At 69.3% G+C, this 25,340-nt stretch carries 20 protein-coding genes and 1 pseudogene; 9 read left to right on the top strand and 12 right to left on the bottom strand.

What is annotated here, in order from left to right; translation table 11 throughout:
- Positions 1–874 precede the first annotated feature (874 nt).
- The 9 genes and pseudogenes from ACFQO7_RS19720 to rpmH form a co-directional block, all read right to left on the bottom strand.
- Positions 875–1,099, bottom strand: a pseudogene (locus ACFQO7_RS19720) (integrase core domain-containing protein); the annotation flags it as partial.
- A gap of 2,817 nt (positions 1,100–3,916) precedes the next feature.
- Positions 3,917–4,966, bottom strand: coding sequence for a ParB/RepB/Spo0J family partition protein (locus ACFQO7_RS19715; protein WP_376807711.1), 1,050 nt, complete (start codon positions 4,964–4,966; stop codon positions 3,917–3,919).
- A 40-nt stretch (positions 4,967–5,006) separates the two neighbouring features.
- The gene (locus tag ACFQO7_RS19710) at positions 5,007–6,083 is read right to left on the bottom strand and encodes a ParA family protein (protein WP_417281905.1); all 1,077 of its coding nucleotides are present in this window, start codon (positions 6,081–6,083) and stop codon (positions 5,007–5,009) included.
- Positions 6,084–6,797: 714 nt separating this feature from the next.
- Complete coding sequence (gene rsmG, locus ACFQO7_RS19705) at positions 6,798–7,514, bottom strand: 16S rRNA (guanine(527)-N(7))-methyltransferase RsmG (protein WP_376807789.1); 717 nt, start codon at positions 7,512–7,514, stop codon at positions 6,798–6,800.
- A 26-nt stretch (positions 7,515–7,540) separates the two neighbouring features.
- Positions 7,541–8,119, bottom strand: coding sequence for a Jag family protein (locus tag ACFQO7_RS19700; RefSeq protein WP_376807788.1), 579 nt, complete (start codon positions 8,117–8,119; stop codon positions 7,541–7,543).
- A gap of 214 nt (positions 8,120–8,333) precedes the next feature.
- Positions 8,334–9,209: a membrane protein insertase YidC gene (yidC, locus tag ACFQO7_RS19695; protein ID WP_360523433.1), complete on the bottom strand. Its 876-nt coding sequence runs from the start codon at positions 9,207–9,209 to the stop codon at positions 8,334–8,336.
- Positions 9,206–9,490, bottom strand: coding sequence for a membrane protein insertion efficiency factor YidD (gene yidD, locus ACFQO7_RS19690; protein ID WP_376807710.1), 285 nt, complete (start codon positions 9,488–9,490; stop codon positions 9,206–9,208). The genes yidC and yidD overlap by 4 nt, the downstream gene beginning before the upstream one ends.
- The gene (rnpA, locus tag ACFQO7_RS19685; RefSeq protein WP_376807709.1) at positions 9,487–9,930 is read right to left on the bottom strand and encodes a ribonuclease P protein component; all 444 of its coding nucleotides are present in this window, start codon (positions 9,928–9,930) and stop codon (positions 9,487–9,489) included. The genes yidD and rnpA overlap by 4 nt, the downstream gene beginning before the upstream one ends.
- A gap of 20 nt (positions 9,931–9,950) precedes the next feature.
- Positions 9,951–10,088, bottom strand: a complete 138-nt coding sequence (gene rpmH, locus ACFQO7_RS19680) for a 50S ribosomal protein L34 (RefSeq protein WP_120317612.1) — start codon at positions 10,086–10,088, stop codon at positions 9,951–9,953.
- Between the two features lie 667 nt (positions 10,089–10,755).
- On the opposite strand from rpmH, the gene dnaA reads away from it, so the two are divergent.
- Positions 10,756–12,387, top strand: a complete 1,632-nt coding sequence (gene dnaA, locus ACFQO7_RS19675) for a chromosomal replication initiator protein DnaA (protein ID WP_376807708.1) — start codon at positions 10,756–10,758, stop codon at positions 12,385–12,387.
- Here dnaA and ACFQO7_RS19670 read toward each other — a convergent pair.
- Positions 12,384–13,151 carry a hypothetical protein gene (locus ACFQO7_RS19670; RefSeq protein ID WP_376807707.1) on the bottom strand — a complete coding sequence of 256 codons (768 nt, stop codon included), beginning with the start codon at positions 13,149–13,151 and terminating at the stop codon, positions 12,384–12,386. The two genes, dnaA and ACFQO7_RS19670, sit on opposite strands and share 4 nt — an antisense overlap.
- Entirely contained in the window at positions 13,148–13,690 is a 543-nt protein-coding gene (locus ACFQO7_RS19665) for a SigE family RNA polymerase sigma factor (protein WP_360523445.1), read from the bottom strand. Before ACFQO7_RS19665 ends, ACFQO7_RS19670 begins: the two co-directional genes overlap by 4 nt.
- Positions 13,691–14,336: 646 nt before the next feature.
- Here ACFQO7_RS19665 and dnaN point away from each other — a divergent pair.
- The 5 genes from dnaN to ACFQO7_RS19640 all read left to right on the top strand — a co-directional run bounded on the left by dnaN (position 14,337) and on the right by ACFQO7_RS19640 (position 18,812).
- A complete protein-coding gene (dnaN, locus tag ACFQO7_RS19660) occupies positions 14,337–15,485 on the top strand; it encodes a DNA polymerase III subunit beta (RefSeq protein ID WP_360523448.1) in 1,149 nt (382 codons plus the stop codon).
- A gap of 37 nt (positions 15,486–15,522) precedes the next feature.
- The gene (gnd, locus tag ACFQO7_RS19655) at positions 15,523–16,398 is read left to right on the top strand and encodes a phosphogluconate dehydrogenase (NAD(+)-dependent, decarboxylating) (RefSeq protein WP_376807706.1); all 876 of its coding nucleotides are present in this window, start codon (positions 15,523–15,525) and stop codon (positions 16,396–16,398) included.
- A gap of 1 nt (position 16,399) precedes the next feature.
- On the top strand, positions 16,400–17,506 hold the full coding sequence (gene recF / locus ACFQO7_RS19650; protein ID WP_376807705.1) for a DNA replication/repair protein RecF: 1,107 nt from the start codon (positions 16,400–16,402) through the stop codon (positions 17,504–17,506).
- On the top strand, positions 17,499–18,029 hold the full coding sequence (locus ACFQO7_RS19645; RefSeq protein ID WP_360523456.1) for a DciA family protein: 531 nt from the start codon (positions 17,499–17,501) through the stop codon (positions 18,027–18,029). The genes recF and ACFQO7_RS19645 overlap by 8 nt, the downstream gene beginning before the upstream one ends.
- 192 nt (positions 18,030–18,221) lie before the next feature.
- Positions 18,222–18,812 carry a hypothetical protein gene (locus ACFQO7_RS19640; protein ID WP_376807704.1) on the top strand — a complete coding sequence of 197 codons (591 nt, stop codon included), beginning with the start codon at positions 18,222–18,224 and terminating at the stop codon, positions 18,810–18,812.
- Here ACFQO7_RS19640 and ACFQO7_RS19635 read toward each other — a convergent pair.
- Positions 18,797–19,351 (bottom strand): hypothetical protein, encoded by a 555-nt coding sequence (locus tag ACFQO7_RS19635; protein ID WP_203695040.1) that lies wholly within the window; start codon positions 19,349–19,351, stop codon positions 18,797–18,799. The genes ACFQO7_RS19640 and ACFQO7_RS19635 overlap by 16 nt on opposite strands.
- A gap of 346 nt (positions 19,352–19,697) precedes the next feature.
- On the opposite strand from ACFQO7_RS19635, the gene gyrB reads away from it, so the two are divergent.
- The 3 genes from gyrB (at position 19,698) to ACFQO7_RS19620 (ending at position 25,223) form a co-directional block, all read left to right on the top strand.
- Positions 19,698–21,761, top strand: a complete 2,064-nt coding sequence (gyrB, locus tag ACFQO7_RS19630; RefSeq protein ID WP_376807703.1) for a DNA topoisomerase (ATP-hydrolyzing) subunit B — start codon at positions 19,698–19,700, stop codon at positions 21,759–21,761.
- Positions 21,762–21,941: 180 nt separating this feature from the next.
- A complete protein-coding gene (gyrA, locus tag ACFQO7_RS19625; protein WP_360523466.1) occupies positions 21,942–24,434 on the top strand; it encodes a DNA gyrase subunit A in 2,493 nt (830 codons plus the stop codon).
- A gap of 3 nt (positions 24,435–24,437) precedes the next feature.
- Positions 24,438–25,223 carry a DUF3566 domain-containing protein gene (locus tag ACFQO7_RS19620; RefSeq protein WP_376807702.1) on the top strand — a complete coding sequence of 262 codons (786 nt, stop codon included), beginning with the start codon at positions 24,438–24,440 and terminating at the stop codon, positions 25,221–25,223.
- Positions 25,224–25,340: the final 117 nt, after the last annotated feature.

Genomic DNA, 25,340 nt, shown 5'->3' with positions numbered 1-25,340 from the left:
CCGGCGCAGGTTGCGCCGCAGAGCCCGTCCAGTCAGTGCGGACCACCAGTTGGTGAAGGCCGTTGGCCGCCGCCGTGCCCGGTCGCGCACGCGGCTAGGCGACCGCATCTCCGCCCATCACACGGAATGCTGCATCAGACTTCCTACGGCCGATCCGACCTTCCGATCGTCGGCGGCTTCCAACCGTTGCTTCCCCACGGGGTGGCACGGTTTACTCCTCGGTCAGCCGCAAGGTGCACACGCGCTCGGCCACTGCCCGTCCAGTGGCACGCGCTGGCTCTCCAGCATCTCGTGTTCCCTCAGCCCTGCCCGCGCCGACCGCGATCCCTCGGCAAGCGGGGAGGTCCGCCGCCACTGTCATGGCGGGCTGGCTTTGGACAGCAACCCACCCTTCGCCACCGCTCCATGGCACCACCAGCGCCGGTGACATCTCAGCCGGCCGCCGGGCCGGAAGCGGAGCGGTGGCAGCCGGCATCTCAATGGCAACGCCAACCGGCACTGCGAGTTGGCACGAACGCCGGGTCTAGCTCAAGGCAAGACTGCCCCAGCGCATGCGTCCCCAACACCCGAGCGGATCCTCATGCACCGCTGTACGACGAGAGCCTGGGTACTCCGAGACACGTAGCCGTGGAGGCACCGGGTGCCGTCGGCTCGTGCATTGCCGGTCTCCCTCCCGACAGGCGGCTCCAGCACGGACGCTAAAGGCGGGACCTCTCGAATCGTTCCTCACGATCGGAGCCTCAGTACCAGGCTGACATGCCTTCGACCACAGCAGCGCGTGCTGAGCGGCGATCGCAAGGTTTCACGTGAAACAAGAAGATCGCCGGTGCGTCCGATCCGCGTTCTTCCGAGACGGAGAACAACCGGGCCTCGGCTAGAGGTTCTGTCCCCTGAAATTGGGTACGCGGCTGGCGGGTGGCAGGCCGGCTAGCGCGGTGTGTCCGCGGTGGTGGTTGTAGGAGTGCAGCCAGCATCCGAATGTTTGACCGCGTGCAGTCTCTGGGCGGTAGTGCCGCGCGTAGGGCCAGTCGTCGAGCGTGCTGCGGTTGAAGCGTTCGACCTTGCTGTCGGTCTGGGGGCGGTAGGGGTGGTGCGTGCGTTTGCAGGGTGCTCCCGAAGGCGGTCAGGGTGTCGCACCGAAGGCGTGACCGGCAGAGCGCTGGGTAGGACCAGTACAACCTCCGGAAGCGCCGGGACCGGGCCACCGCCCCCTGCACCTGGAACTAGTGCCGGCGGTGCAGACCTCCCGCCGGCATCGAACTTCGCTGACCATCACCGAGCTGCGCCAGGCGCTCGACCACCACATGCCTCGCCGAGGTCTCTTCGAAGTATGAGGGACACGTGGAACAGACAGCCCGACGTAACGGCGCTCTGCCAGCCGGCCTCGATCCATCGCACGGGCGGTCGGCCGGCTGATGAGACAGGTCCGACAGCCGACAACTTTTCAAGGATGCGTCGAGGAGGTCGGCGCGCCGCCGTCGGATGGCGGCTGGGGCAACGCGGGCAGGTTCAGGAAGGAAGGGCGGCATCTTATGGCCGCCCACTGGAACCGATGCCGGTTGTGGGCGCTACCGCCGCTGCCCGAGGCACGAACCGCATCGCAGGCATCGCCGAGACCGACGGCCACAACATGGGCCTTCCGACGCGTAGCTTCGTCAGGACTGCCCGTCACGCACCTACCAAGCCCCACAGAACGGGTTCACACATCACGACTCACCACCTGCCCCGGACCTGGCACGAGGCCGCGTCAAGTCGGCAACGCTGTCGTCGCTGTCCTGGACAGCCTGCGCTGCAGCTGCGGAGAGCGCACCTGCGGCAGCCTTGGTGTGTCCCGATGATGCGCCTCGCTCTTGCCGGCTGACGACAAGGTGGGTGGTGCCGGCCCGGCCGCGGGCTCCGTTTCCACCACCGGTGAAGACTCTGTTGCCCACCGCCCCGAACGCGGTGCCGGACGGACGCAACAGGATGGCCGCAGCGCGAGCAGGGGAGTGCCGGTGCAACCGCGCGCCCGGCCGGGTGTACGTGAGGTGAAGCCGAACACCACGTCCGCTGCGCGACAGAGGATCTCTTGGTTTCACGTGAAACATCACGGCCTCGGCACCGGTACGCGCCTAGGCCACGCACCGGCCGCAACTATTGCTCTAGGCGAAGCCATGAGACGGGGGGCAAGCATGACATCCCACGTGATGCCGCCTGGCAGAGTCGGCGGATCAGGTCGCCGCCGATTGCCGGTTCGGTGAGCCGGATGTCGGTCCGCGCGTGCCATCACACCGGCCTGCCGTGCGCAACGCCACCACCCCGAACCTCCCAGAGCCGAAGCCACCCGTTCCGCACTGACCGGTTCCCGCCACCGGCTATGCCAGGAAACGCACTCACTCAGTTCTCAGCCCCACACCCGGTCCAGCGGCCCCCAGACGCTCCGGCCTTCGGGTACAGAGCCCCCGACTTGCACGCCCGCCTGACACAGCACCGAGCAGACCCTGGCGTATGAGACTGAATCGCCAGACCCTGCGCCGCGCAGTAACCATCGGTGAGCCCTGGCCCCAGATGGGACGATGACCGATCCGGTGTGCGACCGGTTCGCAGGCCCCGCGAACGGTCGCACACCCGAACCGCAGACGTGATCCACCAGTCGGTCCCTCGACCCATGCAGCACAGCGGCCCACAGCCCCGATCCCGTCAACGCCGTCGATCGGGTTCCGCCAGGCTCTCCGTCGGCCCCGCCATCAGCCTCATCCAGAGGCCCGATTAACAGGCCCGAGGACCAGTCCCGGCAGGCCCATCCCGAGCCCAGGATCGCGCTGCAGGCCCGAACGGCCGGCCCGGCTGACCGCGGTCCAACAGGCGTAGTCCGCGAGCTCTGTCGGGAACCAGTCCGGCGCACCGTCAACCCAGAGGTGCCATCGGGTCCGGTCCGGCCGCACCGGTCGTCATCTGCCAGCCGCCAGCCCGGCTGGCAGAGTTCGCAAGTCCGCTTCGGCAAACCAGGGAAGGGCCTCCCGCCTGACGAACCCACACACTCGGGCCTTGGCTCAGTCCCACCTCGCGGGGCATCCCTCCAGCAGCGAAGGCGCAACCGACGCGACTCTCCTCGGCTGTCGGCCATTGCCCCGGACGAGGTGCACCGTATCCCAACGGCCAGACCCGGATGGAGGACGCGGTTATGGACAAGGCGGATCTCGTCCCCACGTGCCGACCGCAGAGGCGGGTCGGTTGGCTTGCCGCGAGGAGGGATTCAGCCAGCATGGAGTTACCCCGCTGCGTCTCCCTTCAGACGCCAACCGATCCTGACAGCTGCACCTGGCCATACCAGCCGGGTTGACCGCTCGGCCCGCCTTGGGTTCGACGCGGAGCCACCGCGTTTGAGGTGCCCGGTCAGATGTTCGAGCGCGGCATGGGTGCCTCCACCGATCACGCCGTCGCGCTGTCCAGTACCGCATCGCCGGGAATCCGGCTCCCCGCTGGGAACTGTGTGACCTTGGACCCGCACAGGGGCTCAGGCCCGAATGCAGTCCCGGGTCGGCCTCATGACTGGACCCGCCCGGCTGAACCCTGCCTGGCAACGCGGCTCGGCGCCCAGCTGGGTCCAAGCCACCCCAGATTCGACCGGCTGACAACGGTAGGAGACCCTGCGCATGGACGTGACCAGGCCCGGTGACGAAATCCAGCCACCCTGGACGCGCCAGATGCGGGAGCAGACGGCGCGAGGAGCCGGTACAGCCGGCGCGCCACGAGCGGAAAGCCAGGGAAGGGCCGTGTCCGAAGCAGGAGGCGGGTGAAGGCGGTTAGGAATCGCGCCAGGCCCTCACCGGGTCGAGCCGAGATACTTCCTGGTCAGCCTCAGCCGGCGCTTCAACCTGTGGCAGGGCGAAAGAAAGCGGGCCGCCCGTCGGGCGGCCCGCTTCGTCAACCTAGTCTATTCCTGGTTCTCCACGCCGATGATCCCGACGATCCGCTCCAGGTCGTCGACCGTCGCGAACTCTATCGTGATCTTGCCCTTGCTCCGACCGATGTCCACCTTCACCTTGGTGTCGAACCGGTCCGACAGCCGGTCCGCCAGGTCGACCAGGGCGGGGGCGTGCGGCTTGGCGCGCCGCTTGGCGGCTGGCTGCTTGGCGTCGCTCTCCGCATTGGCCAGGGTCACCAGTTCCTCGGTGGCCCGCACCGACAGCCCTTCGGCGACGATACGCGTCGCAAGCTTGTCCTGGGCGTCGGCCTGGTCGAGGCTGAGCAGCGCACGTGCGTGGCCCGCGGACAGCACTCCGGCGGCCACCCGCTTCTGCACCTGCGGGGGCAGGTTCAGCAGGCGGATGGTGTTGGAGATCTGCGGCCGGCTGCGCCCGATCTTCTTGGCCAGCTCGTCGTGCGTGGCGCCGAACTCCTCCAGCAGCTGCTGGTACGCCGCCGCCTCTTCCAGCGGGTTCAACTGCGCCCGGTGGATGTTCTCCAGCAGGGCGTCGCGCAGCATGGCGTCGTCGCGGGTGTCCCGCACGATCGCCGGGATCATCTCCTTGCCGACGGCCTGTGCGGCACGCCAGCGCCGCTCGCCCATGACGAGTTCGTACTTGTCCTGGCCGAGTTCGCGAACGACGATCGGCTGCAGGAAGCCGACCTCCTGAATGGAGATCTTCAGCTCGTCGAGCATCTCGTCGTCGAAGATCTGCCGGGGCTGCTTCGCGTTGGGCACGATCGAGCCGACCGGGATCTCCGCGAACCGCGCGCCGGGCACGGGTGCCAGGTCCATCACCTGCGCCGGGGGCGGCATCTCCACAGCCTGCGGAGCCTCCACGGCGACCGTGACGGCCGGGGGAGCGGAGACCGGCACAGCGGCCGGTACAGCCTCGACCGGGGCGGCCTGCGCCGGCACCGGGGGCGCGACGGGAGCCTCCGCCGCCACCGGGGCCGAGGGGATCAGCGCACCGAGACCGCGACCGAGGCCTCCCTTACGTACGGGGGGCGGGGTCATGCCGCTGCCTCGCCTTCCGCAGTGGTGCTGTTCCGCGTGCTCATGCCGCAACTCCGATCTTCGCGCCGCGCTCGGCGATCTCCTGCGCGGCCTCGAAGTAGCTGGTGGCTCCACGCGAACCGGGATCATAAGTCATGACCGACTGCCCGTAGCTCGGTGCCTCGGATACCCGCACGTTGCGGGGGATGACCGAGGTCAGCACCTTCTCGCCGAAGTGGTTGCGCACATCCTGCTCGACCGCGTCCGCGAGGCGGGTGCGGCGGTCGTACATGGTCAGCAGGATGGTGGACACGTCCAGGTTCGGGTTGAGGTGGGCCTTCACCAGGTTGATGTTGTTCAGCAGCTGGTTGAGGCCCTCCAGCGCGTAGTACTCGCACTGGATCGGGATCAGCACCTCCTGCGCGGCGCACAGCGCGTTGACCGTCAGCAGGCCCAGCGACGGCGGGCAGTCGATGAAGACGTAGTCGAACTCCATCGGGAAGCCCTGGATCGCGCGGCCGAGCCGCGACTCGCGGGCGACCACGGAGACGAGCTCGATCTCGGCACCGGCGAGGTCGATGGTGGCCGGCACGCAGTAGAGGTTCGGGATGCCCTCGACCGCCTGCGCCACCTCTTCCATCGGCACCTGGTCGATCAGACAGTCGTAGACGTCCGGCACGCCCGCGTGGTGCGGCACGTTGAGTCCGGTCGAGGCGTTGCCCTGCGGGTCGAGGTCGACCACCAGGACCCGGTTGCCGTGCAGGGCCAAGGCCACCGCAAGGTTCACGGTCGTGGTGGTCTTGCCCACGCCGCCCTTCTGGTTGGCGACGCACATGACGCGCTGCCGGGTCGGGCGAGGCATGGTCACCTCGCCGCTCGGGTTAAGGATCTGTACGGCGCGCATCGCTTCCATGGCCAACGGTGGGTCCTCCGAACTACCGGACGCTGTCGTGTTCGCGTCAGAAGCACCGTACGCGGTCGCACTCTGATCCTCACCCGCGACATGCGTAGAACTGGGTTGAGGGCGGGGCGACGGCGGCCGGTTCGCCGGGGGAGCCGACACCGGCACGTAGCCGGTGGCACCGTGCGGAGCCGAGGAGAACTCCGCGGGCGGCACACTGCTCCCCGGCGGCGGCACCGAGGCCGTCGCGCGGAAACCGGTCGCGTCAGGACTCGCCGGACCACCGGGTGCCGGATATGACCCTGCCGCGCTCGACGAGTACGTGTTCGCAACGGTTGGCCTCATACCGGAGCCCTGGTTGGCGGCGCCTCGCTGCGCCGGGGTTGATGTTTCACGTGAAACAACGCCGTAAGAGCCCTGGGGGAGGCTCATGCCGTATTCCTGCACCGTGTCATCCCTGCCCGCATCGGATCGGATGGCTGCGCCGGCCGGTCCGGCGCGCGCTGGCGTCTCTGCCGGCGGTGCAAAGACCGCACCCGCGACAGTCGGGTCCACATTATCGACGCGCGGCCAGCCTACGGCGGACGGGCGACGGAAGCTACCACCGTCCTCCGGTTGGGCACGCGTGTGACCGCCTTCTGGCTGGACATACACCAAGAATCCCGGCACCAGTGACATGCGACATCCGAGTCGCCGCTGCGCCAGGGAGGTGCCCGGCCAGCCGCCGGCCACGGGCGCGACGGGGGCCGTGCGCATCACCCGCCGAGCCGGTGGCGCACCGGTCGCCAGCACGGCGCCGGACAGGGGCGACCGGATGGCCGCCCCCGCACCCGGAAAGGCGCCGGCATAGGTATGCGGGCGCGGCAGGTCGGCCGAAGCGGACGTGCCGGCTCCGTCGGTTCGCAGGACACCCATCGTCGTGCGCCCTTCCGTCAGCGGAGGGCGCATCGCTCAGCGCCGGCGTCCTCCGCGCCCTGCCTGCCGGGTCGGCTTGGCAGTCTTCGGCACGACCTCGCGCTCCCGAACGATCTCCACCACGGTGGTGGGCGGGTCGATCAGGCCGACGCCGCACTGGTGGATCACGGCCGGGCCACCGCCGAGGCGGGCGACGGCGTCGCCGTGCTCCACGATCTCCTCGGCGGCCGACACCCCCTTGAGTGCCAGCAGGCGGCCTCCCAGCGAGGCCAGTGGCAGGCACCAGCCCGCCAACCGGTCCAGCGGCGCCACCGCGCGAGCGGTGACGACGTCCGCGCTGAGCCGGCCGATCTGCTCCTCCGCGCGGCCGCGTACCACGGTGACCTGACCGGTCAGGCCGAGAGCCGCCACCGCCTCCTCCAGGAAGGAGGTCCGACGTGCCAGTGGTTCAACCAGAATGACCGAAATATCCGGTCTAGCCACTGCGAGCACGATACCGGGCAGACCCGCTCCGGAGCCCACGTCGACGACCGTGGCGGACGGGGAAATCAGCTCGGCCACGGCGGCGCAGTTCAGCAGGTGCCGCCCCCACAGCCGGGGAGCCTCGCGCGGGCCGATCAGACCGCGCACCACCCCGTCGGTAGCCAGCAGGTCGACGTAGCGCGCCGCGACGTCGAGGCGGTCGCCGAACAGCGTCTCGGCCGCCGGGCGAAGGTCGGGGGAGAGCACGGAGCCGGTCACCCCGTCGGGGATGACCGGCTCCGTCTTGTCGTCGGAACTCACGCCGGACGTACCACGATCCGGCGGTTGGGCTCGACGCCCTCGGACTCGCTCTGCACCCCCGCCGCGGCGTTGACCACGTCGTGCACGCACTTGCGCTCGAAGGCGGACATCGGCTCCAGCTTGACGGCCTCGCCGTGCTGCTTGACCTTCTCCACCGCGTTCTTGGCCAGCGCGCCCAGCTCCTTGCGGCGCTGGTCGCGGTAGCCGCCGACGTCCAGCAGCAGGCGGCTCGGCTCGCCGGTCTGCTTGAAGATCGCCAGTCGGGTCAGCTCTTGCAGGGCCTCCAGCGTCGCGCCGCGCGGGCCGACGAGGGACTGCAGGCGGCTGCCGACCACCTCGACCACCGGGCGGCCGCCGGAGACCAGCTCGTCGATGTCGCCGTCGGCGTCCAGGATGTCCAGCAGGCCCTCGATGTAGTCCGCCGCGATCTCGCTCTGCCGGAACAGGTCGGCGTCGCTGGCGGCCTTGCGCTTGGGAGCGGCGGCCTCGTCGGCGCCCTCCTCGGTCTCTTCGGCCTCCGCCGTGCCCTTTGCCGCCTCGGTCTCGGCGAGGTCTTCGACTGCCACGTCGTCCAGCTCAGTCTGGTCGGTCACGTTCTTCTCCGGGTGTTCGGTCCGATCAAAACCCCGTGATCGGCCCCGCGCCTCACGACGCGGGGATCACGAGCAGGTCTGTGGGGGTGGCAGTCAGCCGGCCCGCCGCCCGCGCCTGCGACCCCCGGCGTCCTCCGCGGCGAGGCGGAGGACGGCTTAGAGCAAGGCCGCGATCGCAGGGCGATCATGGCTGAGGTCAGCCGACGTTCTTCTTCACCGTCTTGCGCTTGGTGTTGGTCGGCTTGGCGCCGACCTTCGGCGCGAGCGCCTTGGCGACCTCCGGGTCGATGACCTTCGGCTCCGCCTTGGCACCGGCCATCTTCGGCGGCGGGTACTTCTTCAGCACCCACATCTGCTGGCCGAGCGTGAAGAGGTTCGTCGTGGTCCAGTAGATGATCAGACCGAGCGGGAAGGCCACCGCGGAGATGATCAGCGTCGCCGGGATGCCGTACAGCATCAGCTTCTGCATCATCTTCTGGGTGGGGTCCTCGGACCAGCCGGTCTTCAGGATCATCTGGCGGCTGGTCATGTAGGTCGTGATGATCATGACCACGCCGAGGATGCCGCAGAGCACGGCGGCCGCGCCGCCCTGGGTGAAGGTCGCGCCGATGGACACGCCGAACAGGTCTGCGGCCATGCCGCTCTGGAACTGCGCGGCGGTCCAGCCGTAGAGGGTCTCGTCGACGGTGCCCGTGCCGAGGCGCTTGATCACGTGGAAGACGCCGAAGAAGATCGGCATCTGGATCAGCAGCGGAAGGCAGCCCATCAGCGGGTTGGCCTTCTCCCGCCGGTAGAGCTCCATCATCTCGCGCTGGAGCGTCTCCTTGTCACCCTTGTGCTTCTCCTGCAGTGCCTTCAGCTGCGGCTGGAGGGTCTGCATGGCCCGCTGCGACCGGATCTGCTTGATGAACAGCGGGAACAGCAACACGCGCACCGTGAGCACCAGGAACACGATCGCCAGGACCCAGTCCCAGTTGGTGGCGAGCCAGGTGCCGTCGCCCCAGAGTTTGTCGAAGAGGCTGTGCCATAGCAGCAGGACCTTCGAGACGATCGTGTAGATCCAGTCCATCATGAGGGTGTTGCTCCAGTCACATCAGTACTGCGGCGGGTGTTGGGTGGCACTGGGTCATATCCGCCCGGGTGAAAGGGATGGCAGCGACCGAGCCGCTTGACCGTCAGCCAGAACCCCCGCAGCGCGCCGTGCTGCGCGATGGCCTCCAACGCGTAGGCGCTGCAGGACGGGTAGAACCGGCAACGGGCTGGCAGGCCCGGACTCACCCAACGACGGTACGCGATGATGGGTAGGGCCAGCACGCGCCCGGCGAGTGTCGTGGGTCGCGACGGCTGCGTCATGTCTTACCCCCGGTCGACCTGCGGCGCGATGCCTGGCCGGGGTCGCGCTTGAGCGCCGCGGCGAGCGCGGCGTCGAGGTCCCGGCCCAGTTGTTCGTACGAGGCGGACGCCGCCTGCGGCAGCGCGCGCACCACCACGGTGGTCCCGGCGGGCAGCCGGTCCAGCCGGTCTGCCGCCAGATGGCGCAGCCGGCGCTTCACCGTGTTGCGGGTCACCGCGTTCCCCACCGCCTTGGAGACCACGAACCCCGCCTGTGAGACCTGCCCGGACACGGCAACGGCGTGGCCGGGATCGACTCCCTGCCACGCCGTTTCATGCTCGATGGCCGCTGCGGGCACCGTCAGGTGCACCACCACGGCGCCACGACCGGCTCGGCGGCCTGCCCGCACGGCGGCGGCGAAGTCAGCGCTTCGCCTCAACCTGTGCGCAGCCTGCAGCATCGCCAGGCCCGTCCGGGGTCTCAGACCGCCAGGCGGGCGCGGCCCTTGCCCCGGCGCGACGACAGCACCGCGCGCCCGGCGCGGGTGCGCATACGCAGCCGGAAGCCGTGGGTCTTCGCGCGCCGACGGTTGTTCGGCTGGTACGTGCGCTTGCTCACGTCAGGTCTCCTGGGGATCGCCCCGCCGTCAAGCGGGGAAGTTCTAGCTTTTCGCGGATGCACCGCCCGGTTGACGGCAGGATCGGGACGAAGAATCTCGATCTTGTCTGAGTCAGGGCGGACGCCGCAACCGACACCCTAGCAGAGGGTGATGGAGCAACCGCTCCAGGGTACACGTGCCGTCGATGTCCGCCAAGAACTCTTCGCAGCTCACTCACCGTGTCAACAGCGTCGCCCTCACCGCAACCCACAGTGTCGTTATCAACACTCACCGAGAGTGAAGCTGTGGACAACGGGTGGACGCCTGTGGATAACCCTGTTAGCGTGCCGGAGTGCCTGGCTGACAGGGCTGGCCGTTAATTGTGGCAGTTACCGCAAAACCGGGCAATAAGGTGGCTCGTTCGGCACGGTGGGCCGTGTTGCAGGCGCTCGTGCGCCGGATAGGGCGACCCATACCAGCCGGACCCCGGATGCCGATCGACACACAGCCTGTGGATAACTTGTGGAGAACCTCGTTGATTCGGGGGATAACCCGGGGGAAAACCACGGTCCGTGATGACACCGTCATTGATCGGAGCCGTCGGGCGGGAGCTGACGGGCAGCCCGGTGCGAGACCGAGCCCCGCTACACGGAATCGAAGGGTCGAGCGCATGAACGAGGCTGACAGGTGAGCGACCTCAATGCCGTGTGGCTGGCTGCCACCGACGAGCTCGCTGACGAGATCGTCTCGGCGCAGCACCGCGCTTATCTCCGACTCACCCAGGCCCTCGCGGTGGTCGACGACCTCGTGCTGCTGAGCGTGCCGGACGCGTTCATCCGCGACATCATCGAGACGAAGCTGCGCACCGCCATCACCGACACACTGTCGCGGATCATGGGCCGACCGGTGCAGGTCGCGGTCAAGGTGCGCCCCCCGGACGAGTCCGCGGCCCGGCCCGCGCCCCCGCCGCCGCCCCCACCCGCCGAGTACGCCCCAGTGGCGTACACCGCACCCGTCTACAGCCCGCCGCCCCCCGAGCACTCCATCGTGGCGCCGGCCGCCGACGGCGAGGACGCGCTGTTCGCCGTCCCGGTCCCGCGGCACCCCGAGGTCGCCCCGGTACGCGCCGCCGTGCTGCGCACGCCCGACCGCGACGGCCCGTCCGACTCCGGCCCCGGCCGGGGCACCGGCCCGGTGGACAGCCGCGCCGTGCCGCACCCCCTCGCGGCGGTACGCGAGGAGCGCGAGCGCCGTCCCGGCGCCACCCCCGGCTCGGCCGCGGGCGACGCCGGCGGCAACAAGCTGAACCCGAAGTACCGCTTCGAGACGTTCGTCATCGGCTCCTCCAACCGCTTCGCGCACGCCGCGTCGGTGGCGGTCGCCGAGTCCCCGGCGAAGGCGTACAACCCGCTGTTCATCTACGGCGGCTCCGGGCTGGGCAAGACCCACCTGCTCCACGCGATCGGCCACTACGCCCAGGAGCTCGGCCACGCCCGCAGCGTCCGGTACGTGTCGACCGAGGAGTTCACCAACGACTTCATCAACTCGATCCGCGACGACAAGGCCAGCGCGTTCCAGCGCCGCTACCGCGACGTGGACATCCTCCTGATCGACGACATCCAGTTCCTGGAGAAGCGCGACCGGACCCAGGAGGAGTTCTTCCACACCTTCAACACGCTGCACAACGCCAACAAGCAGATCGTCATCACCTCCGACCGCTCGCCCAAGGCGCTGTCGACGCTGGAGGACCGCCTGCGCACCCGGTTCGAGTGGGGCCTGCTGGCCGACATCCAGCCGCCGGACCTGGAGACCCGCATCGCGATCCTGCAGAAGAAGGCGGCCCAGGAGCGCCTGCACGCGCCCGCCGACGTGTTGGAGTTCATCGCGTCGCGGGTGTCGAACTCGATCCGCGAGCTCGAGGGCGCGCTGATCCGGGTCACCGCGTACGCGAACCTGAGCCGCGAGCAGGTCAAGCTGTCGATCGCGGAGGAGGTGCTGCGCGACTTCATCCCCGACGACGCCGCCCCCGAGATCACCGCCGACCAGATCATGCTGTCGACCTCGGAGTACTTCGGCGTCAGCCTGGAGGACCTGCGCGGCCACTCGCGCTCGCGGGTGCTGGTCAACGCGCGCCAGGTGGCCATGTACCTGTGCCGTGAGCTGACCGATCTGTCCCTGCCCCGGATCGGACAGGCGTTCGGGGGACGTGACCACACCACGGTCATGCACGCCGACCGCAAGATCCGGCAGCAGATGGCGGAGCGGCGATCCCTCTACAACCAGATCGCCGAACTCACCAACCGCATCAAGCAGATCTAACGCGGCAGCGGCGACGGCCGTGCCGTCGGACCGCTCACCTGGACGAAGGCGCCGTCGCGGTACGCGTACCCCCGCTCCTGCGGGGTGATGCGCTCCGCGCCGTCGTCGTTGCCGTACCCCTCGATGCGCACGACGACCACGTCTGCGCGCACCGACACCTGTCCCGGGTCGACCCACGGGAAGAAGTCGAAGGCCTTCGCGTCGAGCACGAGCCCGAGCGGGCGGAGCGAGCCGTCGGCGACGGTCAGCGCCAGCACCTGCTTACGGGTGAAGATCCCTTCGATCCGGCAGCTGACGAGCACCAGCAGCTCGTCTCCGGGCACCCGGTCGAGATCGGCGCGGGCGGGCGGGGACAGCTCGGCCACGGTCAGAAAGTTGTACGGGCCCTCCCGTTCCCTGCCGTCGACGAAGGTCCGGCGGCCCGCCGGGCACAGCGCCACCGCCGGCACCTCGAACGACGCGTTGCGCACATCCGGCGCGGCGAGGCCCGACCCCGGCGACGTCACCGTCGGGGCCGGGGTCGCCGGCCGAGCGGTCACCGGGCCGGGTGAGGTGGACGGCGTGGTCACCGGCGGCGCGGCGGACCTGCCCACGACCACCACTGTGGCCAACAGCCCACCCGCCAGCGCCAGGACCGTGGCGACCGACGCGACCACCCTGCGCCGCGCCCGTCGGCGCGAGGTGGCCAGCACCCGGGGATAGAGGTCGACCGGAGTCGCCTGCGCCGCGAGCTCGGCGAGCTGGGCGCGGAAGAGGTCGCTCATCGCAGCTTCCTGTCGCTGGTGGGGAGGTCGAGCAGATGCGGCGCGACGGTGCGGAGTCTCGCCAGCGCCTTGGCGGACTGCGACTTGACCGTGCCGACCGTGATGCCGAGCAGGTCGGCCACCTCAGCCTCGGTCCGGTCCTCGAAGTAGCGCAGCACCAGGACCGCACGCTGGCGGACGCCGAGTCGACCGAGCGCCTCCTGCAGCGCGAGCCGGGTGACCGCTCGGGCCTGCTCGTCGACGGCGACGTGGGAGGAGGAGTGGACCCCGGGTTCGGGAAGAAGGTCGGTCAGCCGCTCCGGGGCGCGCCTGCGGCGACGCCACCACGAGATCTGCAGGTGGTACATGATCTTCCGGGTGTACGCCTCGGGGCTGCCGTCCCAGACCCGGTGCCAGACCTGGTGCGTACGGCTCAGCGCGTCGTTGACGAGATCCTCCGCCAGATGCTGGTCACCGGTCAGCAGGTACGCGGCCCGCAGCAGGGCCGGCGTCCGCGCCCGCACGTACGCCTCGAACTCGTCGGCGTGCGATGCACTCATCGGGATCCGCCTTGGGGGTAGAGGGTGTTCGGAGCCGGGTACGCCCCCTACAAGTCGCCCGCGACGGCGAAGGGTTGCCCGTTGTCCACAGCGTTCGTGGATAAGTCCGTGGATAACCCGGTGGATTGCCTGTGGATCCGCTGTGGACGGATGTGGACGAAGAATCCGCCAAAAATCTTGCTGTGGAAAGGGTGTGGACACCCGTGTGGACGGAGCCCTTGATCCGTGGACAGCGAGCCATGATCGGTGGATATCGCTGTGGAGGGCGTGGATGCCCGGTGTCCACAGTTTGGGGAGAACCTCTGGGGATTGCCGGTGGATAACCTGTGGACGCCCGTGGACAACCGGTGGACGAAGCCCCGGCTGTGGAGAACCGGGCCGGTTATCCACCGGCCATCCACCGCTCCTCCACACCCCCGCATGCGTGCTGACCAGGGATTACGGCGTTAATCCACAGTTTCCACAGCACCGATGATGAAGACGGGAGTTATCTCTAAGAGAGAAATCAAGAAATCATCGGGGTTCGGGAAGTTGTGGATGCCCGGCCGCCGCCGATCCACAGGGGTCGCCGAGGGGAGATCGCCCGGGGGTCCTAAGGTTTCAGTGGTCAGCTTGGCAGCATCGACGTGACCACAGGAGGGCTGAGATGAAGTTTCGGGTAGAGCGTGACGCGCTTGCCGACGCCGTGGCCTGGACCGCCAAGAGCCTTCCGAGCCGGCCCTCGGTGCCGGTCCTCGCGGGTGTGATGCTGCGGGTCGCCGACGGCCGCCTGCACGTCTCCGGCTTCGACTACGAGGTCTCCAACCAGGTGGACGTGGAGGTGCAGGCCGACGCGGACGGCGCGACCCTGGTCTCCGGCCGGCTGCTCGCCGAGATCACCAAGGCGCTGCCGGCCAAGCCGGTGGAGATCGCCGCCGTCGGTGCGCACCTGGAGCTGGTGTGCGGCAGTGCCCGGTTCACCCTGCCGACGATGCCGGTCGAGGACTACCCGACCCTGCCGGAGCTGCCCGCCAGCGCCGGCCGCGTCGACGCCGCCGTGTTCGCCTCGGCCGTGTCCCAGGTCGCCATCGCGGCCGGGCGCGACGAGACGCTGCCGATGATGACCGGCGTGCGGCTGGAGCTGTCCGGGGACACCCTGGCGCTGCTCGCCACCGACCGCTACCGGCTCGCCATCCGGGAGATCTCCTGGACGCCGGACGACCCGGAGATCAGCGTCAACGCGCTCGTCCCGGCGCGCACCCTGGCCGACACCGCCAAGACGCTCGGCCCGACCGGCGGCGACGTCACCATCGCGCTCGCCGACGGCGGCAAGGGCGAGGGCATGATCGGTTTCCTGGGCGGTTCGAAGGTCGGCGGCTCGCGCCGGACCACCAGCCGCCTGCTCGATGGCCAGTCGTACCCGCCGGTGCGTTCGCTGTTTGCGCCCAGCTACGCCTCCGAGGCCCGGGTGACCGTGTCGGCGCTGGTCGAGGTCGTGAAGCGCGTCTCGCTGGTGGCCGAGAAAGCCACGCCGGTGCGCCTGAGCTTCAGCGAGGATGGTCTCGTGGTCGAGGCCGGCGGCACCGAGGAGGCGCGGGCGAGCGAGGCGATGGACGCGACCTTCACCGGCGAGTCGATGACGATCGCGTTCAACCCGCAGTACCTCATCGAGGGCCTGGGCGCGCTCGGCGCGCCGACCGCGGTGTTCTCGTTCAACGACCCGTTCAAGCCCGCGGTGATCACCCCCGCCGACGCCGACGGTGCGGTGATCCCCGGGTTCCGCTACCTGATCATGCCGATCAGGGTGGGCCGCTGACACAGCGGCCAGGCTCCAACGCACCAAGGGGGAAGACATGCAGCTCGGTCTGGTCGGACTCGGCAAGATGGGCGGCAACATGCGTGACCGCCTGCGCGAGGCGGGTCACGAGGTCGTCGGATATGACCGCAACCCGGCCCTGTCCGACGCCGAGAACCTGGCCGACCTCGTCGCCAAGCTGGCGGCGCCGCGCGCGGTCTGGGTGATGGTGCCCGCGGGCGTCACCGAGGCCACCATCGACGAGCTGGCTCCGCTGCTCAGCCCCGGCGACCTGATCATCGACGGCGGGAACTCGCGCTTCTCCTCGGACGGCCCGCGGGCCGGGCGGCTGAGCACGCGGGGCATCGGCTACATGGACGTCGGCGTGTCCGGCGGCGTCTGGGGCAAGGAAAACGGCTACGGCCTGATGGTCGGCGGATCCGACGAGAACGTCGCCCGGATGATGCCGGTCTTCGAGGCGCTGAAGCCGGCGGGTGAGTTCGGTTTCGTGCACGCGGGCCCGGTCGGCGCCGGCCACTACGCCAAGATGGTGCACAACGGCATCGAGTACGGCCTGATGCACGCCTACGCCGAGGGCTTCGAGCTGCTGGAGGCCTCCGAGCTGGTCACCAACGTGCCGGGCGTGTTCCGGTCGTGGCGCGAGGGCACCGTCATCCGCTCCTGGCTGCTCGACCTGATGGATCTCGCGCTCACCGACGACGAGCACCTGGAGAAGCTGAAGGGCTACGCCGACGACACCGGCGAGGGCCGCTGGACCGTCGAGGAGGCCATCCGCCTCGCCGTGCCCATGCACGTCATCTCCGCGTCGCTGTTCGCCCGCTTCGAGTCCCGCCAGGACGACTCCCCGGCGATGAAGGCGATCGCGGCGCTGCGCAACCAGTTCGGTGGCCACGCCGTGCAGCAGGCCGGCTGAGTTGTACGTCAGAAGGCTCGAACTCGTCGACGTCCGCTCGTACCCACGGGTGGGCGTCGACCTCGAGCCGGGGCCGAACGTGCTGATCGGCCCGAACGGGGTGGGCAAGACCAACCTGGTCGAGGCGCTCGGCTACCTCGCCACGCTGGCCAGTCACCGGGTCTCCACCGACGCCCCGCTGGTGCGGGTGGGCGCGAGCAGCGGCGTGATCCGCTGCGCGATCGTGCACGAGCGCCGCGAGCTGCTGGTCGAGCTGGAGATCGTGCCGGGCAAGGCCAACCGCGCCCGGCTCGGCCGGTCTCCGGCCAAGCGGCCCCGCGACATCCTCGGCGCGCTGCGGCTGGTGCTGTTCGCACCGGAAGACCTGGCCCTGGTGCGCGGTGAGCCCGACCAGCGGCGGCGTTACCTCGACGACCTGCTCACCGCCCGGCAGCCCCGGTTCGCCGGGGTGCGGGCCGACTACGACCGGGTGTTGAAACAGCGCAACGCCCTGCTGCGCACCGCGTACCTGAGCCGCAAGGTCGGCGGAGCCCGCGGCGGCGACCTGAGCACCCTCGAGGTGTGGGACACCCACCTCGCCGAGCACGGGGCGCAGCTGCTGCGGGCCCGCCTCGGCCTGGTCGAGCAGCTCGCGCCGTACCTGGAGGACGCCTACCAGCAGGTCAGTGCCGGGGTCGGCAAGGCGGTCGCGGAGTACCGCGCCTCGGTGCCCGAGCCGACGTCCGAGGCGATGCTGGCCGCGCTGGCCGAGGTGCGCGCCGACGAGATCGCCCGGGGCACCACGCTGGCCGGGCCGCACCGCGACGATCTGGTGCTCCGCCTCGGCGACCTGCCCGTCAAGGGCTACGCCAGCCACGGCGAATCGTGGTCGTACGCCCTCGCGCTGCGGTTGGCCGGCTACAGCCTGCTGCGCGCGGACGGCATCGAACCCGTGCTCATCCTCGACGACGTCTTCGCCGAGCTGGACACCGGACGCCGTGAGCGGCTGGCCCAGCTCATCGGCGACGCCGCGCAGGTGATCATCACGTGCGCGGTCGAGGCCGACGTGCCCGCCGCGCTGCGCGGCGCCCGATACTTCGTGACTCCCGGGGAGGTGAGCCGTGGCTGACGCCGTACCCCCCGCAGAGCAGAACGGTCCGGAGCTGGCACGGGCCGCGCTCGACGCGGCGCTCAAGAAGCGCGCGGCGCGCCACCAGGCCGCAGCCGAGGCGCGGGCCAAGGGCGAGAGTCCCGCCCGCTACCGGCCGCGCGGCTACTCCGGCCCCGGGCCCGACCCGCGCGACCCGGCGAAGCTCGGTGACGTGCTGTCTCGGCTGATGAAGGCGCGCGGCTGGCAGCGCCCGACGGCCGAGGCGACCGTGTTCGGCGAGTGGGAGAAGTGCGTCGGCCCCGACATCGCCACCCACAGCCGCCCCGTGAAGCTGGAGAACGGCGAGCTGACCGTCGAAGCAGAGTCCACCGCCTGGGCGACCCAGCTCCGCCTGCTCGCCCGCACCATCCTCACCCGCATCGCGGGCACCGTGGGCAACAACGTCGTCACCAAACTCCACATCCACGGCCCCGCCGCCCCCTCCTGGTCCCACGGCCGCAAACGCGTCCGCGGCACCGGCCCCGGCGACACCTACGGCTGACCCGGCCCGAAGGAAGGGCACCTTCACATCGCCATACGGTGGGCGCGGCGAGCGATGATCGCTGGTTCGGGTCAGGATGTGCGGTCGGACCGCACATCCTGACCACAGACGGCGATCATGAGCCGGCCGACTCGGTGGTGCCGGAGGGATGGATCTTTGGAACCTCGGTGACGGGTGGGGCATCTGAGGGCCATGCGGAGACTGTGGGGACATCTTGCGGCGCTGCTGGTGCTGACCTCGGTGCTGGTGGTCGGGCCGGCAGGGGCGGCGTGCGCGTGCAGCTGCGCCGAACCCGATCCGGTGGAGAACACGGCCTGGGCCGACCTGGTGTTCGTCGGGGTGGTCGTCGACGTCGACCGGCCCGCGTTCAGCATGTCGTCCGGCGACCTGATGACCGCCCGGCTCACCGTCGAGCAGGTGCGTAAAGGCGACGCGCAGGGCCACGTCGAGGTGAAGACCGCGATCGAAGGGCCGAGCTGCGGTTTCGACTTCGTCGAGGGCAACCGCTACCTGGTGTACAGCCGCGAGGGTCAGACCAGCCTGTGCTCCGGCAATCAACTGCTCGGCGCGGCTCCCGAGGTCGAGTTGGAGGGCGACGTGCCGGTCGCCGCACTGCTCGGCGGCGGCGCCGTGGTGCTGCTCGCCGCGCTCGCGCTCTGGTGGGTGCTGCGCCGCCGTTCGGCGCTCCCGGCACCTGGTCCCACGGAGGGCGGGGCGGGGCAAACGGACCTCGACCCCGCAGGGCGGGACGAGGCCCGCCCGGACGGTCAGGATTCGGCGTAGACGGCGAAGCCGCGGTCGGCGCAGCGGCGGTAGAACTGGGCCAGCACCCCGAACTCCGACAGCGGGAAGCTCCACTGGGGGTCGCCGTCGGTCTCCTCGCGCAGCGCGTCGAGGCGCGTTTCCAGCCAGCGCAGCTGCTGCTCGGGGAGTCGGGAATCGGTCAGTGCGGCACGAAGCACCGCCGCGACGCTGTCGAACGTGACGGTGTCGCCGTGCGGTGCGTGGCCCGCGACGAACTTCTCCAGGCCACCCGCGATCCAGGCGCAGCCGTCGGGGTCGATGACCGGGTCCTCGTCCTCCTCGGCGGCCTCGGTGGCGTAGAGCACACCCTTGAGTCCGAGCAGCAGATCGACGACCTCGGTGTACGCCGTGGCGCGGACCGTGCCGGTGCGGGCGATGTGACCCGCGAGCGCGGCGGTCGGCGCGGCGGTGCTCGGCTGTTCGGCCAACTCGGCGAAGTCGACGAATTCCGCGGGCGCCACCGGGTCGTAGAAGCGGCCCGTGGCCGGCCACTGCACCGCGACGTTGTCCAGACCCATGTCAGCCTCTCGAGCGCTTGAGTTCCAGGCCGTGCGCAACTTACGGCATACGGAGGACATTGCGCGACCCTCTGAACCGGTGCTTCTGGGCCCGCTCGCCAGCGGCCCTCGGGAGCATCGCGTCCGTGGGGGGAGTTGCGACCGGAGGCTTTCGGGCGGCTACGGGGCTGTGAGGGCCTCGAAACGACGTTCTGTGGGTGCCGCGTGCGGCAGATGTCAGCGCGACACAGTAGGATCGAGACCGAGAGCAGAACACTGGGTGGACCGTGTACGCGACACCGGTGGGTTGTCCCGCACGCCGCAGGTCCGCCCTGTGTTGCGCCGTGTGTCACCCCCCGTCCCGCGTATGCCTGCCTGGCGAAGCCTGTCCCCGGTGCCTGGGTATGCGGACGCGGTGGGACAGGACTGGTTGTCGTCCCCGTCGCCCCGAGCGGCGGAGGAGGGATTGAGAGTGGCAACGCCGAAGCAGAACGACAAGGCCTACAACGCGTCATCGATCACGGTCCTGGAAGGCCTGGAGGCGGTACGCAAGCGCCCCGGCATGTACATCGGCTCCACCGGTGAGCGGGGCCTGCACCACCTCGTGTGGGAGGTGGTCGACAACGCCGTCGACGAGGCGCTCGCCGGCTTCTGCGACACGATCTCCATCACGCTCACCAAGGACGGCGGGGTGCGCGTCGTCGACAACGGCCGTGGCATCCCGGTCGACATGCACCCGGTGGAGAAGCGCCCGACCGTCGAGGTCGTGCTGACCGTGCTGCACGCGGGCGGCAAGTTCGACGGGCAGGCGTACGCCGTCTCGGGTGGTCTGCACGGCGTCGGCATCTCCGTGGTGAACGCGCTGTCCACGCGCATCGACCTGGAGATCCACAAGGACGGCTTCGTGTGGCGGCAGCGCTACAACAACTCCAAGCCCGAGCCGCTGGAGAAGGGTGAGGCGACCAACCGCACCGGCACCAGCGTCACGTTCTACCCGGACCCGGACATCTTCGAGACGGTCGAGTTCAACTTCGAGACCATCTACCGCCGCGTGCAGGAGATGGCGTTCCTGAACCGGGGTCTGACCATCGCGCTGCGCGATGAGCGCGCGCTGGCCACCGACGGCGAAGAGGCCGAGATCCGCGAGGTCACCTTCTGCTACAAGGGCGGCATCGCCGACTTCGTGCGGCACCTGAACAACACCAAGAGCCCGATCCACAAGTCGGTGGTGGAGTTCGGCGCCGACGGCGAGGGCATGGCCCTTGAGATCGCGATGCAGTGGAACGAGTCGTACGGCGAGTCGGTCTACACCTTTGCGAACACGATCAACACGCACGAGGGCGGCACGCACGAGGAGGGCTTCCGCGCGGCGCTGACGACCATCGTCAACAAGTACGGCGCGGACAAGAAGATCCTCAAGAGCGACGAGAAGCTCTCCGGCGAGGACATCCGCGAGGGTCTCGCCGCGATCATCTCGGTGAAGCTGGCCAACCCGCAGTTCGAGGGCCAGACCAAGACCAAGCTGGGCAACACCGAGGTCAAGAGCTTCGTGCAGAAGGTCTGCAACGAGTGGCTGGCCGACTGGCTGGAGCGCAACCCGGCAGAGGCCAAGACCATCATCACCAAGGCCTCGCAGGCCGCCCGTGCCCGCATCGCCGCCGCGCAGGCGCGCAAGCTGGCCCGGCGCAAGTCGCTGCTGGAGTCCGGCTCGATGCCGGGCAAGCTGGCCGACTGCCAGTCCACCGACCCGAAGATGTGCGAGCTGTTCATCGTCGAGGGCGACTCGGCCGGCGGCTCGGCCAAGCAGGGCCGTGACCCGCGGGTGCAGGCCATCCTGCCGATCCGCGGCAAGATCCTGAACGTGGAGAAGGCGCGCATCGACAAGGTGCTGCGCAACAACGAGGTCCAGGCGCTGATCACCGCCCTGGGCACCGGCATCCACGACGAGTTCGACATCGAGAAGCTGCGGTACCACAAGATCGTGCTGATGGCCGACGCGGACGTCGACGGCCAGCACATCCAGACGCTGCTGCTGACGCTGCTGTTCCGCTTCATGCGCCCGCTGGTCGAGCTGGGGCACGTGTACCTCGCGTCGCCGCCGCTGTTCAAGATCAAGTGGAACAAGAAGGGCGACGACGCACAGTACGCGTACTCCGACCGCGAGCGGGACGGCCTGATCCGGCTGCGCCAGGAGACCAAGCCGAACGCCAAGCCGGACGACATCCAGCGGTTCAAGGGTCTGGGCGAGATGAACTACCCGGAGCTGTGGGAGACCACGATGAACCCGGGTACCCGGACACTGCGTCAGGTGACCTTGGACGACGCGGCAACCGCAGACGAACTCTTCAGCGTGCTGATGGGCGAGGACGTTGAGGCACGCCGCTCGTTCATCCAGCGCAATGCGAAGGATGTCCGCTTCCTCGACATTTAGTCGAGGAAGAAAGGCACAGTCTGGACATCTGAGCCAGGACGGATGTCCGAGTTTGGGCATCTAAGGCCAGGAACCTGCCGACCTGTGGATAGACACACTGTTTATCCACAGGTCGGGCCCTGATCCACAGCGTTATCCACAGCTTCCTCAGCTTCATACGCAGGAAAAGAGTTTTAGACAGTGAGCGAGACTCCTGACCCTCGGCCGGAAGAGGTCGGCGTGCACGGCCGCATCGAGCCCGTCGGGCTCGAGGTGGAGATGCAGCGGTCGTACCTCGACTACGCGATGAGCGTCATCGTCGGCCGGGCGCTGCCGGACGTGCGCGACGGCCTCAAGCCGGTGCACCGCAAGATCCTCTACGCGATGTACGACGGCGGCTTCCGCCCCGACCGCGGCTACTTCAAGTGCGCCCGCGTCGTCGGCGAGGTGATGGGTAACTACCACCCGCACGGCGACACCGCGATCTATGACTCGCTGGTCCGCATGGCGCAGCCGTGGTCGCTGCGCTACCCGCTGATCGACGGCAACGGCAACTTCGGCTCGCCGGGCAACGACCCCGCCGCCGCCATGCGGTACACCGAGTGCCGGCTGTTCCCGCTCGCGATGGAGCTGCTGCGCGACATCGACGAGGACACCGTCGACTTCATCCCGAACTACGACGGGCGTAACCAGGAGCCGACGATCCTGCCGGCCCGGTTCCCGAACCTGCTCGTCAACGGCTCCGAGGGCATCGCCGTCGGTATGGCCACCAAGATCCCGCCGCACAACCTGCGCGAGATCGGCCAGGCCGTCCAGTGGTGCCTGGCGAACCCGGAGGCCACCGAGGCCGAGGTGCTCGAGGCCGCCATCGGCATCGTGAAGGGCCCGGACTTCCCGACCCGCGGTCTGATCGTCGGCACCAGCACGATCGAGGAGGCGTACCGCACCGGTCGCGGCTCGATCCGCATGCGGGCCGTGGTCGAGGTCGAGGAGGACAAGAAGGGCCGCGCCTGCCTCGTCGTCACCGAGCTGCCGTACCAGGTCAACCCGGACAACCTCGCCGAGCGCGTCGCCGAGCTGGTCAAGGAGGGCAAGCTGGGCGGCATCGCGGACATCCGCGACGAGTCGTCCGGCCGGACCGGCATGCGCCTGGTGCTCGTGCTCAAGCGCGACGCCGTGGCCAAGGTGGTGCTGAACAACCTCTACAAGCACACCCAGCTGCAGGAGACGTTCGGCGCGAACATGCTGGCGCTGGTCGACGGCGTGCCGCGCACGCTGAACCTCGCCCAGTTCCTGATGTACTACGTCAGCCACCAGATGGAGGTCATCCAGCGACGGACGGCCTTCCGCCTGCGCAAGGCCGAGGAGCGCGCCCACATCCTGCGCGGTCTGGTCAAGGCGCTGGACATGCTGGACGAGGTCATCGCCCTCATCCGCCGCTCGCCGAGCGCGGAGGAGTCGAAGACCGGCCTCATGGCGCTGCTCGACGTCGACGAGATCCAGGCGACCGCGATCCTCGACATGCAGCTGCGCCGGCTGGCCGCGCTGGAGCGTCAGAAGATCATCGACGAGCTGGCCCGGATCGAGATCGAGATCGCCGACCTCAAGGACATCCTGGCCAAGCCCGAGCGGCAGCGGAAGATCATCTCCGACGAGCTCGGCGAGATCGTGGCCAAGTGGGGCGACGACCGGCGCACGAAGATCATCCCGTTCGACGGCGAGGTCTCCATGGAGGACCTCATCGCGCGCGAGGACGTCGTCGTGACCATCACCCGAACCGGGTACGCCAAACGGACAAAGGTTGACCTGTACCGCTCACAGAAGCGGGGCGGCAAGGGCGTCTCCGGCGCCACGCTGCGCCAGGACGACATCGTCAGCCACTTCTTCGTCTGCTCCACGCACGACTGGATCCTGTTCTTCACGAACAAGGGCCGGGTCTACCGCGCCAAGGCGTACGAGTTCCCCGAGGCCTCGCGCATCGCGAAGGGCCAGCACGTGGCCAACCTGCTCGCCTTCCAGCCCGACGAGCAGATCGCCCAGGTCATCGAGATCCAGAACTACGAGGTCGCGCCGTACCTGGTGCTGGCCACGAAGAACGGTCTCGTGAAGAAGACCGCGCTGGCGGAGTTCGACTCCAACCGCAGCGGCGGCATCATCGCGATCAACCTGCGCGACGACGACGAGCTCGTCGGCGCGGCCCTGATCGCCGCGGAGGACGACCTGCTGCTGGTGAGCAAGCAGGCGCAGGCCATCCGCTTCAACGCCACCGACGAGGCACTGCGCCCCATGGGCCGCGCCACGTCGGGTGTCATCGGCATGCGCTTCGGCGACGGCGACGAGCTGCTGGCCATGGAGGTGGTCCGCGACGGTATGGATGTCCTCGTGGCGACCAACGGCGGCTACGCCAAGCGCACCCCGATCGACGAGTACCCGGTGCAGGGCCGGGGCGGAAAGGGCGTACTGACCGCAAAGATCACCGAACGCCGTGGCGGACTGGTGGGTGCGGTCGTTATCAGCCCGGAAGACGAGCTCTTCGCTATCACGAGTAACGGCGGAGTTATCCGAACTCCGGTGAAGCCCGTGCGGCGGACGCGCGATCGGAACACAATGGGTGTCAAGCTGATGGACCTCCCAGAAGGCGTAACCCTCGTCGCCATTGCCCGCAATGCCGATGAGCCGGACGAACAGGACTAGTGCATGACGGAGACACAGGCGATGTCGGAGACCGCGGGGGCTCCGGCGAGTCCGGTCGAGAAGGACGGCGGCGACGCCGCCTCGTCGACCGGCCGGGCGGCCGTAGGCCGCGCGACAGTCCCCGCTGATCAGTCCGAGCCGACCCCGGCCCGGTCCGCGACCGGGGGTGACGAGCCGGCCGGCAGCACCGCTGCTGCCGCCACGACCACCACCGGCACCTTCACCCGGCCGGCGGGCATGCCCGTCCCGGATTCGGAGCCCACGGGCGCCATCGCGACCTCCGACCGGCCGGCGACGGCCACCGGTCGGGCCGCGGCCGGCTCCTCGACGCTGCGCTCGGTGGTCAACAGCGCCAGTGCCGGCGCGGTACGGGTCACCGAGGCCGTGCGTGCCGCTCGGACCAGTGCCGGCTCGGCCGCCTCGCGCGGCCCGCGCCGGGCCCGGCTGAGCATCAAGCGCATCGACCCGTGGTCGGTCATGAAGTTCTCGTTCGCCGTGTCCTTCGTGCTCCTGGTCGTCATCGTGGTCGCCACCTCGGTGCTGTACCTGGCGCTGGACGCGATGGGCGTGTTCAACTCGCTGAACACGACCCTGGCCGACCTGTTCGCCTCGAACGGCAGTGCGGGCGACTTCCGCATCAGCGCCAGCGCGGTGATCGGGACGTCGGCCATCCTGGGCGCGATCAACGTGGTGCTCTTCACCGCGCTGATGACCCTGGGCGCGTTCATCTACAACGTCTGCGCCGACCTGGTCGGCGGCGTCGAGATCACGCTCGCCGAGCGCGACTGACCTCACGCCACACCACAGCGGTCCGCGGCTCGCCCACGGACCGCTGTGGCACGCCCGCACCCCGCGCGGGCCCGCCTGGTTGAAGATCGCTGTCTGCGGTCAGAACCTGCGGTCCCA

Origin of the sequence: Catellatospora aurea (assembly GCF_042663325.1) — a bacterium.
In the GTDB taxonomy this organism is placed as follows: domain Bacteria; phylum Actinomycetota; class Actinomycetes; order Mycobacteriales; family Micromonosporaceae; genus Catellatospora; species Catellatospora aurea.
This window is presented reverse-complemented; position numbering and strand designations above follow the sequence as displayed.